The sequence below is a fragment of the Nguyenibacter vanlangensis genome (assembly GCF_013376155.1).
GTDB classification, from domain to species: Bacteria; Pseudomonadota; Alphaproteobacteria; order Acetobacterales; family Acetobacteraceae; genus Gluconacetobacter; species Gluconacetobacter vanlangensis.
This window is the reverse complement of sequence record NZ_JABXXP010000059.1, coordinates 1-9,956: the sequence shown is the minus strand read 5'-3', so window position 1 is coordinate 9,956 and position 9,956 is coordinate 1. Positions and strand designations below refer to the sequence as shown.

9 protein-coding genes are annotated in these 9,956 nt (G+C 63.7%); 4 read left to right on the top strand and 5 right to left on the bottom strand.

The annotated features are described in order from the left end of the window. Positions 1–249 precede the first annotated feature (249 nt). A complete protein-coding gene (fdxA, locus tag HUK84_RS05715; RefSeq protein ID WP_176639414.1) occupies positions 250–582 on the top strand; it encodes a ferredoxin FdxA in 333 nt (110 codons plus the stop codon). 198 nt (positions 583–780) lie between these two features. Here fdxA and cyoD read toward each other — a convergent pair whose 3' ends face one another. The 5 genes from cyoD to HUK84_RS05690 form a co-directional block, all read right to left on the bottom strand. Continuing rightward, positions 781–1,128, bottom strand: a complete 348-nt coding sequence (gene cyoD / locus HUK84_RS05710) for a cytochrome o ubiquinol oxidase subunit IV (RefSeq protein WP_176639413.1) — start codon at positions 1,126–1,128, stop codon at positions 781–783. Beyond that, complete coding sequence (gene cyoC / locus HUK84_RS05705; RefSeq protein ID WP_176639412.1) at positions 1,128–1,733, bottom strand: cytochrome o ubiquinol oxidase subunit III; 606 nt, start codon at positions 1,731–1,733, stop codon at positions 1,128–1,130. The genes cyoD and cyoC overlap by 1 nt, the downstream gene beginning before the upstream one ends. Further along, positions 1,733–3,727: a cytochrome o ubiquinol oxidase subunit I gene (cyoB, locus tag HUK84_RS05700; protein WP_176639411.1), complete on the bottom strand. Its 1,995-nt coding sequence runs from the start codon at positions 3,725–3,727 to the stop codon at positions 1,733–1,735. The genes cyoC and cyoB overlap by 1 nt, the downstream gene beginning before the upstream one ends. Positions 3,728–3,732: 5 nt before the next feature. Further along, complete coding sequence (gene cyoA / locus HUK84_RS05695; protein ID WP_176639410.1) at positions 3,733–4,656, bottom strand: ubiquinol oxidase subunit II; 924 nt, start codon at positions 4,654–4,656, stop codon at positions 3,733–3,735. Positions 4,657–5,314: 658 nt separating this feature from the next. Continuing rightward, positions 5,315–6,097 (bottom strand): Bax inhibitor-1/YccA family protein, encoded by a 783-nt coding sequence (locus HUK84_RS05690; protein ID WP_176639409.1) that lies wholly within the window; start codon positions 6,095–6,097, stop codon positions 5,315–5,317. Positions 6,098–6,325: 228 nt separating this feature from the next. On the opposite strand from HUK84_RS05690, the gene thpR reads away from it, so the two are divergent. From thpR to HUK84_RS05675, 3 genes are all read left to right on the top strand, one after another. Beyond that, positions 6,326–6,907 carry an RNA 2',3'-cyclic phosphodiesterase gene (gene thpR, locus HUK84_RS05685; protein WP_176639408.1) on the top strand — a complete coding sequence of 194 codons (582 nt, stop codon included), beginning with the start codon at positions 6,326–6,328 and terminating at the stop codon, positions 6,905–6,907. Positions 6,908–7,176: 269 nt separating this feature from the next. Beyond that, positions 7,177–9,342, top strand: coding sequence for a PQQ-dependent dehydrogenase, methanol/ethanol family (locus HUK84_RS05680; protein ID WP_246285438.1), 2,166 nt, complete (start codon positions 7,177–7,179; stop codon positions 9,340–9,342). 55 nt (positions 9,343–9,397) lie between these two features. After that, on the top strand, positions 9,398–9,956 hold a 559-nt coding region (locus HUK84_RS05675; protein ID WP_176639406.1), incomplete at its 3' end, for a c-type cytochrome.

Here is a 9,956-nt window from a genome sequence, read left to right as displayed (position 1 = left end):
GCTGGCGCCCCGGCGGGGGCCGGCCGCGGCGGCGCGGCAGCTTTACGAGATCGTGCCGGAACCGGGCGATGTTGCGCCGATGCAGCCGATGCCATAGCCATGCGACACGTGATGGGGTCTTTGGCTTGCCATGGCGTCAAAAGGCTTTCATATCTGCGCGCATTGTAGGCGAGGGCCAGCGCGGCCGGTGCCTCGCAGGCCCCCAAAGCTGGCGGTGTTGCGCCAGCGACAGATGATCGGAGACGAACGATGACCTACGTGGTCACCGAAAACTGCATCCGCTGCAAATTCATGGATTGTGTCGAGGTCTGCCCGGTCGATTGCTTCTATGCCGGCGAGAACTTCCTGGTGATCAATCCCGACGAATGCATTGATTGCGGCGTCTGCGAACCCGAATGCCCGGCCGAAGCCATCGTTCCCGACAGCGACGATCGGGCCGCGGCGTGGGCCGAGATCAACGCGTCCTATTCCGCCAAATGGCCGAACATCACCCGCAAGGGCACGCCGCCGGCCGATGCCGACGCATGGAAGGACAAGCCCGGCAAGAAGGACATGCTGTCGCCGGAGCCGCACAAGGACTGAGGCGGCGGGCACGTCGCCGGCCCGCCCGCGCGGGCGGGCCGTTAGATTGGAAAAAGGCCGGTGAGGATGATCCTCACCGGCCTTTTTCATGACCGTCGCACGAAGAGTGCCGAGCCGGAGCCCTTGGCTGGAACCTTGGGCCAGAACCTTGGGCCGGATGACCCGATCCTGTGCGATCGGGCATCCGGCCGGGGGCGATCAGCGCGACATCATGTTGATGGCGGTGTCGTGCATGATGAACAGGGTGCCGAGGATCAGGATGAAGACCGTCATGATCGTGAAGGCGAAGGCCATGACGTTCCAGCGCTGCTCGGACGAGCTGTTCATGTGCAGGAAGAACACCAGGTGAACGAAGACCTGGACGATGGCCAGCACCGCGATCGCCGCCAGCGTGCCGGCCGGCGAGAAGCCGTGCGCGATGACGATGCCGAACGCCGCCGCGGTCAGCAGGACGGAAATCACGAACCCGGTAAGGTAAGACCCTACGCTTCCGTGGCTCGAGCCCGAATGGTGGCCCGGATGATGGGCGGTGTGCGCGTCAGCCATCAGATCACACTCATCAGATAGACAAAGGTGAAGACACAGATCCAGACGATGTCCAGGAAGTGCCAGAACAGGCTGAGGCAGGTCAGCTTGTTCATCATGCGCTCGGACAGCACGGTCTTGCCGGTCGACTGGATCATAAGGACGGCCATCCACAGCATGCCGCAGGTGACGTGCAGCCCGTGCGTGCCGACCAGGGTGAAGAAGGACGACAGGAACGCGCTGCGATCAGGGCCGTTGCCTTCGGCGACCATGTGCGAGAATTCGCGGATTTCCATGAACAGGAAGCCCGCGCCCAGCAGGAAGGTGATGACGAGCCAGGCCCGCATCGCCCCCAGCTTGGTCTGGTGGGCGCAGATCATCGCGAAACCATAGGTGATCGAGCTGAGCAGCAGGATCGCGGTTTCGATCCCGACGCCCGTCAGGTCGAACAGTTCCTTGCCGGTGGGGCCACCGGCAAACTGGTTGCGCATCACCGCGAACACCGCGAACAGGGTGCCGAAGATGAGGCAGTCGGTCATCAGATACAGCCAGAACCCGAACACCACCGGAGATTCGTGGTGTTCCTCGTGGGCGTGGGCCGCATCAACAGTCATATCGTGCGCCATTATTCCGCCGCCTGTGCTGCCATGAGATTGCGGGTGTGCTCATTCTCGATGCGGGCAACTTCGGCCGCCGGGACATAATAGTCGACGTCGTTGTTGGCGCTGCGAATGATGATCGTCGCGATCACGGCGGCCAGGCTGAGGGCCGCGAGCCACCAGATGTGCCAGACCGCGGCGAAGCCCAGGGCCAGGCTGAACACACCGACGAAGAAGCCGGCGGAGGTGTTCTTGGGCATGTGGATCGGGGCGTAGGCCGCGCCGGCCGCGCGGGTGTCGATGCCGGCTTCCTTGTGATGGGCGAAGGCATCGAGTTCATGCACCGTCGGGATGACGGCGAAATTGTAGAACGGCGGCGGCGAGGAGGTCGACCATTCCAGGGTGCGCGCATCCCACGGATCGCCCGTCAGGTCGCGGTTTTCCGGCAGGTTGCGGTCGCGGATCGAGACATAGAGCTGGGTCAACTGGCAGACGATGCCCAGCGCGACCAGCACGGCGCCGAACGCCGCGATCAGCATCCAGGGATGCCATTCCGGATTGTCGTAATGGTTCATGCGACGGGTCATGCCCTCGAAGCCCAGGACATAGAGCGGCATGAACGCGAAGTAGAAGCCGAGGAACCAGAACCAGAAGGCGCGCTTGCCCCACGCCTCGTTCAGCTTGAAGCCGAACGCCTTGGGGAACCAGAAATTCATCGCCGCGACATAGCCGAAATACACGCCGCCGATGATGACGTTGTGGAAATGGGCGATGACGAACAGGCTGTTGTGCAGGACGAAGTCGGCGGCCGGAATGGCCAGCATGACGCCCGTCATGCCACCGATGGTGAAGGTGATCATGAAGCCGATCACCCAGTACATGGTCGCGTGGAATTCGACGCGGCCCTTATACATGGTGAACAGCCAGTTGAAGATCTTCACGCCCGTCGGGATCGCGATGATCATCGTCATGATGCCGAAGAACGCGTTCACGTTCGCGCCGGCGCCCATGGTGAAGAAATGGTGCAGCCATACCAGCAGCGACAGGACCATGATCGAGCAGGTCGCATAGACCATGGTATTGTAGCCGAACAGCGGCTTGCGTGAGAAGGTCTGGGTGATTTCCGAGAACGCACCGAAGGCGGGCAGGATCAGGATGTAGACTTCCGGATGGCCCCACGCCCAGATGACGTTCAGGTACAGCATCTGGTTGCCGCCGCCGTCATTGGTGAAGAAATGCATGCCCAGATAGCGGTCCAGGCCCAGCAGCCCCAGCGCCACGGTGAGGATCGGGAAGGCCAGCATGATCAGCACGGTGGTGCAGAAGATGGTCCAGGTGAAGACCGGCATCTTCATGTAGGTCATGCCCGGAGCGCGCATCTTCACGATGGTCGTGAAGAAGTTGACGCCGGTCAGCAGCGTGCCGACGCCCGAGAGCTGCACCGCCCAGATATAGTAATCGACGCCGACGCCGGGACTGAACTGCAGTTCGGACAGGGGCGGATAGGCCAGCCAGCCGCACTGCGAGAACTCGCCGATGAACAGCGAGATGTTGATCAGCACGAAGGCGACCGTCGTCATCCAGAAGCTGAGCGAGTTCAGGAAGGGGAAGGCGACGTCACGCGCACCGATCTGCAGCGGCACGACCACGTTCATCAGCCCGGTCATGAAGGCCATCGCCATGAAGAAGATCATGATCGTGCCGTGGGCCGAGAAGATCTGGTCGTAATGGTGCGGCGGCAGGTAGCCGGGGTTGCCGGCATAGGCCAGCGCCAGTTGCGAGCGCATCATGATGGCGTCCGCGAAGCCGCGGAACAGGGCGACCAGGGCCAGGACGATATACATCACGCCCAGCTTCTTGTGGTCGACCGAGGTCAGCCACTCTTTCCAGAGATAGCCCCACTTGCCGTAATAGGTGATGAGCCCGAGGACGGCCAGGCCGGCGATCGCGGCGCCGGCGAACGTTCCGACGAGAATCGGCACATCGAAGGGGATGTCCGACCAGCTTAATTTTCCTAACATCTGTCCTATTCCTTCATATTCATGTCGGACATCGCGGACTGCACGTGCAGCATCTTGCCGGTGCTCTTATCCATGACCATGCCATTATTGTATCTGGCGACGATCCCGTCGAAGAGGCCGGGTGCGGCATGCGAGAAATACTCGACCGGGTTCGCCTCGCTGGGCGCGGCGAGCTTGGGGTAGTTGGTGCTGTCGAGCTGTTCGGAGGACGCCTTCACCTTCTGGATCCAGGCGGCGTAGTCGTCATTGCTCATGGCCAGGGCGCGGAAGCGCATGTCGGAGAAGCCGCGGCCGGAGAAGTTCGCGGATTCACCCAGGTAATTGCCGGCCTCGCTGGCGATCAGGTGCAGTTGGGTCTGCATGCCGGCCATGGCGTAGATCTGTGAGCCGAGCTGGGGGATGAAGAACGAGTTCATCACCGAATCCGACGTGATGCGGAAATCGACCGGCGTGTTCACCGGGAAGGCCAACTGGTTGACGGTGGCGATCCCCTCGTCGGGGTAGATGAACAGCCACTTCCAGTCCAGGGCGACGACATCGACGTGGATGGGCTTGACGTTGGTTTCGTCGTTCAGCGGGCGATAGGGGTCGAGCGACTGGCAGGTCTGGTAGGTCAGGACGGCCAGGAAGAGGATGATCAGGCTGGGGACCGTCCAGATCACCACCTCGATCTTGTTGGAATGCGACCATTTCGGCAGATAGTCGGCGCTGGTGTTCGTATGGCGGTACTGCCACGCGAAGAGCAGCGTCAGCACGATGACCGGCACCACGACCAGCAGCATCGCATAGGTCGACGTCAGCAGCAGGCTCTTTTCCTGGACGCCGATAATGCCCTTGGGGTTGAGGGTAGCCCAGTCACATCCCGCCAAGAGGAACGCTGAGGACAAACTCAATAAACTCGATAGTCTTGGCAAGATTTTTTTCTTCATCTCACGCCTCGTTGGTTTCGACATCACCCTTGCTCACATGCTCGCTTCGTCCACGGGCTTAAAAGAACCACGGCCACGTTTCGTGATGCGGTGTCGCGTCACGTGACATCCGGCCTTCCTTCGCCTGCCCGGCCGGGAGAGAAAATCCCGGAAACGGGCGGGCCGTCGTCTGGTCGATCCCGTCATGAAGTCACGGCCGCGTGTTCGGCCATGATCTCGATCAAGGATTCGGCCCGGTATCGGCGCCTGGCCGATGCCGGGGGGAAACGGGTCCCGGTGCCGCCTGGTGTGCGGAAGCGTCCTCTCTACGCAGCTACACCCTTTCGTCTTGTTCTCTTCCTGCCTTATCCGACCGGAACGTTGTGACAAGCAAGCCTTCACATAATGTTTCCATTAATTTCATACCCAATCGGTCCTGATTTTCAACATATTGATAAAAAACGATATGCCTGCGGTTGCCTTCGATCACAGCACCGTCATCCCACTCTTTCCAACGTAGAATAAGTCATATTTTAGCCTGGATCGGGACTGTCCGGCCGCGAATGTTCCGGTCCTGTTCCTGACGCGGCCGGGTCATGAAACGAGTCACAAAAAAAGCCCCGCCGGGTGGCGGGGCCTGCGATGTTCCCCCGTCGGGCGGGGCGATGTCGGCGATGCGTCAGTTGTTCTGGTTGTTCCGGACGCCCATGAACTGAAGCAGGAACTGGAACAGGTTGATGAAATTCAGATAGAGCGTCAGCGCGTCATAGACCGAGCGCTTCGCCGCGGCCTCGGGGCCCTCGTAGTAGGCGAATTGCTGGTAGGTCAGCTTGATGCGCTGCGTATCGAACGCCGCCAGCCCGACGAAGACCAGCACGCCGACGACGCTGTAGAGCATGTAGACGGCCGCGCTGTGCATGAACATGTTGACCAGCCCGGCGATGACCAGCCCGAACAGGCCCATGATCAGGAACGAGCCGAAGCGCGTCAGGTCGGTCCGGGTGACGTAGCCCCAGATCGACATGGCCGAGAACGTGCCCGCCGTGATGAAGAACACCCGCACGACCGACACGCCGGTGAAGGTGAGCAGGATGCTGGACAGGCTGGCGCCCATGACGGCGCAGAACAGCCAGAACAGGGTCTGCACCGCCTGGCGCGACAGGCGGTTGATGCCGAGCGACATGACCAGGACGAAGCCGAGCGGCGCGATCATCGCCAGCATGCCCAGGCCGGTCGGCCGGACGGCGACAGCGCCCATCGGCGTGACGACCTGGGCGAAGAACGCCTCGCGCAGGGCGGTATTGGCCACGAGATAGGCCACGATCCCGGTCAGCAGCAGCCCCGATGCCATCCAGTTATAGACCTGGAGCATATAGGCGCGCAGTCCCTGGTCGATGGCCCCGGCGGCGGTGCCTGCGCCGGCGGGGCGCGGCATGGTTCGAAAATCCGGGCTGAAAGCCATGGTGTCCTTCCTCTGTCCGGGCAATCCGGACATCTCGCGTCTGTGATGTGGGGTCCGGCCGGACCGTTTCAAGCAAAAATCGTCCCGGCGCCGAATTACAAACCGGAAACATGAGACAAGACAATTGCACGGTACGGACTATACAGGTCCGGGCGAGGCATGAAAACTTTCCCGTTCGCACGAACGGGCGATCCTGTTCGCAGACGGTGCGCAGATGGAGAGATCGGGATGCGGTTGTTCGTGGCCTTCGAGATCGGACCGCCGCTGCGCGACGCGATGGCCGCCCTGCGCGGCAGCCTGGGCGGCGTGCGCTGGACCGAGCCGGAGACTTATCACCTGACCCTGCGCTTCATCGGCGAGGTGCGCGAGCGCGCGCGGCAGGAGGAGATCCATCACGCGCTGGCCGCGATCCGCGCGCCGTCCTGCCTGCTGGTGCCCGAGGGGCCGGGCCTGTTCGCACACGGCGAAGGGCGCGACACGCTATGGATCGGCATCGCGCGGACCGACGCGCTGATGCACCTGCAGCGCAAGATCGACACCGCGCTGACCCGCGCGGGAATCGCGATCGCCGACCGGCGGAAATTCATTCCGCACGTCACCATCGGTACCCTGCCGCGCCAGTTCCCGGAAACCACCCCGCCGGCGGCGCAATCGACAACGCATTCGACCGCGCTTTCGGCCTGGATGGCGCGATGGGGCGCCACCCCCCTGCCCCCGCTCGAAGCCGCGCAATTCACCCTCTACCGCTCGGTGCGCGGTGCCGGGCAGCCGGTCTATGTGCCGCTGGCCGATTACGATTTCGGGCAATGAGCAGCATTCCGCCGCTTTCACGGGCCGTTAACGTCCGCGACGCTAGAGTGTCCACAACATTCGATTAAGAACAGAATATCATCCATTGTCCGAATAGTTTCCATTGTCTGAATAATTATCGTCGAGATCAGTCATCGCCGCCGCGGCCGGCCTGGGCGTGTGCGGCGAGCCGGACGGAGCTGCTTTGCTCTATTTTCCGCCGTCTGCTTTCTGCCGAGAGGACATCGGACATGATACGGGCCGCATTCGGACGTTTCGCTGGGCGTATCATGGCAGCCGGCGTAATGTGCGCGGCGCTGTGCGCGAGGACGGAACCGGCGCGGGCCGCGGATTCGGCGCCCGGCGCGACGGGCGCGGCGATCCATTATGCGGACGACCATCCCGGCGACTGGCCGACCTATGGCCGGACCTATTCCGAGCAGCGCTACAGCCCTCTGGCGCAGATCGACCGGTCCAACGTCCGGACGCTGAAACTGGCCTGGTATGACGACCTGAATACCAATCGCGGGCAGGAAGGCACGCCGCTGGTCGTCGACGGCGTGATGTACGCGACGACGAACTGGAGCAAGATGAAGGCGCTGGACGCCGCCACCGGCCGGCTGCTGTGGGAATATGATCCACACGTTCCGGGCGCCATCGCCGACAGGGGATGCTGCGACACGGTCAATCGCGGTGCCGCCTATTGGAACGGCAAGGTCTATTTCGGGACGTTCGACGGGCGGCTGATCGCGCTGGATGCCAGGACGGGCAGCCTGGTCTGGAGCGTGAACACCATCCCGCCCGACGCGGCGCTGGGCCATCAGCGGTCCTATACCGTCGACGGCGCGCCGCGCATCGCCAAGGGACGGGTGATCATCGGCAATGGCGGCGCGGAGTTCGGGGCGCGCGGCTTCGTTTCGGCGTTCGATGCCGAAACGGGGCGGCTGGATTGGCGTTTCTTCACCGTGCCCAATCCGACGAACGCGCCGGACCATGCGGCGTCGGACGGCATATTGATGACCCGGGCCTATGGAAGCTGGAGCCCGACGGGGGCGTGGACGGCGCAGGGCGGCGGCGGCACGGTGTGGGATTCGATCGTCTACGACCCGGTGACCGATCTGGTCTATCTGGGCGTCGGCAACGGGTCGCCCTGGAACTACAAATACCGTTCGAATGGCGTGGGCGACAATCTGTTCCTGGACAGCATCGTGGCGCTGAGGCCCGAGACCGGCGCCTATGTCTGGCATTTCCAGGAAACGCCGATGGACCAGTGGAACTATTCCGCGGTCCAGCAGATCATGACGCTGGACCTGCCGATCGACGGGGCCATGCGCCACGTGGTCGTGCACGCGCCGAAGAACGGGTTCTTCTATATCCTCGACGCGCGGACCGGGGCGTTCCTGTCGGGCCGGAACTATGTCTATGTGAACTGGGCCAGCGGGCTCGATCCGAAGACGGGGCGGCCGCTCTACAACCCCGATGCGCTCTATGCGCTGAACGGCAAGGACTGGTACGGCATTCCCGGCGGTCTGGGCGCCCATAATTTCGCGGCGATGGCCTATAGCCCGCGCACAGGCCTGGTCTATATCCCGGCCCAGCAGGTGCCGTTTCGGTATTCGGCCCAGCCCGGCGGCTTTACCGCGCACCCGGATAGCTGGAATCTCGGCCTGAACATGGCCAAGGCCGGCATTCCCGACAGGCCCGAGGCCAGGCTGGCCTTCGCCCGCGACCTGAAGGGCTGGATCGTCGCCTGGGATCCGGTGCGGCAGCGCGAAGCCTTCCGGGTCGACCATAAGGGCCCGTGGAACGGCGGCATCCTGGCCACGGGGGGCGACCTGCTGTTCCAGGGTCTGGCGAACGGCGAATTTCATGCCTATGACGCGACCAACGGCCGCGATCTGTTCCGTTTCGCGGCGCAGAGCGGGATCATCGCCCCGCCCGTGACCTATCTGGCCCATGGCAGGCAATATGTCGCGGTGGAGGTCGGCTGGGGCGGAGCTTATCCGCTTATCCTGGGCGGGCTGGCGCGGACCGGCGGCTGGACGGTCAACCGTTCGCGGATCATCGCCTTCTCGCTGGACGGGACGGAAGCGCTGCCGCCGCAGAACGACGCGGGCTTCCTGCCCGTCAGGCCGCCGACGAACGACGCCCCGGCGCGGGCCGGCAACGGCTATTCCGAATATCAGACCTATTGCGCGTCCTGCCATGGCGACGATGCCGAGGCCGGCGGGGTGCTGCCGGACCTGCGCTGGTCGGGGGCGCTCCGCCGGCGGAGCGATTTCTACAACGTCGTCGGATGCGGGGCGCTGACGGCCTTTGGCATGGATCGCTTCGACAGTTCGATGCGGCCGGAGCAGATCGAGGATATCCGCCAGTTCCTGATCAAGCGTGCCAACGACACCTATCGGCGGGAGATCGATGCGCGGCCCAATCCGGCGCCCGTGCCCGCGCCATGACCCTGCCGTCGACCCGCGCCGTCGACATCATGGCATCGGGACGGGAGTGAGCGGGATGCGCGGCAGGCTCGTCATGACGATCGGCGTAATGGTATTGGGCCTGCTGGCGGGCGTTGCATCGGCACGGCCCGATGCGGCAGGCGCGCCGGCACGGCATGACATGACCGGCCGGGCCACGCCGATCGATCGGCCCCTGGTCGATCGGGGGGCCTATGTCGCGCGGCTGGGCGGCTGCGCGGCGTGCCATACCGCGCTGCATGGCCGTGCCTATGCCGGCGGACTGGAGATCAGGACCCCGATCGGTGCGATCTACTCGCCCAACATCACCCCCGATCCGCGCCACGGGATCGGCCGCTACAGTTTCGCGGATTTCGACCGCGCGGTGCGGCGTGGCGTGCGGCGGGACGGGGCGAGCCTGTATCCCGCGATGCCCTATCCCGCGTTCGCGCGCATGACCCAGGAGGACATGCGCGCGCTCTATGCGTATTTCATCCATGGCGTGCGGCCCGTATCGCAGGCCAATCGGCCGGTGGAGATCGCCTGGCCGCTATCGATGCGCTGGCCGCTGGCGGTCTGGCGCGCGCTGTTCGCGCCCGCGCCGGCCGCCTTCGTGC

Bases quoted from the DNA above. Each gene is read 5' to 3' on its own strand.
- fdxA (WP_176639414.1), top strand. From the start codon at position 250: ATGACCTACGTGGTCACCGAAAACTGCATCCGCTGCAAATTCATGGAT.
- cyoD (WP_176639413.1), bottom strand. From the start codon at position 1,128: ATGGCTGACGCGCACACCGCCCATCATCCGGGCCACCATTCGGGCTCG.
- cyoC (WP_176639412.1), bottom strand. From the start codon at position 1,733: ATGGCGCACGATATGACTGTTGATGCGGCCCACGCCCACGAGGAACAC.
- cyoB (WP_176639411.1), bottom strand. From the start codon at position 3,727: ATGTTAGGAAAATTAAGCTGGTCGGACATCCCCTTCGATGTGCCGATT.
- cyoA (WP_176639410.1), bottom strand. From the start codon at position 4,656: ATGAAGAAAAAAATCTTGCCAAGACTATCGAGTTTATTGAGTTTGTCC.
- HUK84_RS05690 (WP_176639409.1), bottom strand. From the start codon at position 6,097: ATGGCTTTCAGCCCGGATTTTCGAACCATGCCGCGCCCCGCCGGCGCA.
- thpR (WP_176639408.1), top strand. From the start codon at position 6,326: ATGCGGTTGTTCGTGGCCTTCGAGATCGGACCGCCGCTGCGCGACGCG.
- HUK84_RS05680 (WP_246285438.1), top strand. From the start codon at position 7,177: ATGGCAGCCGGCGTAATGTGCGCGGCGCTGTGCGCGAGGACGGAACCG.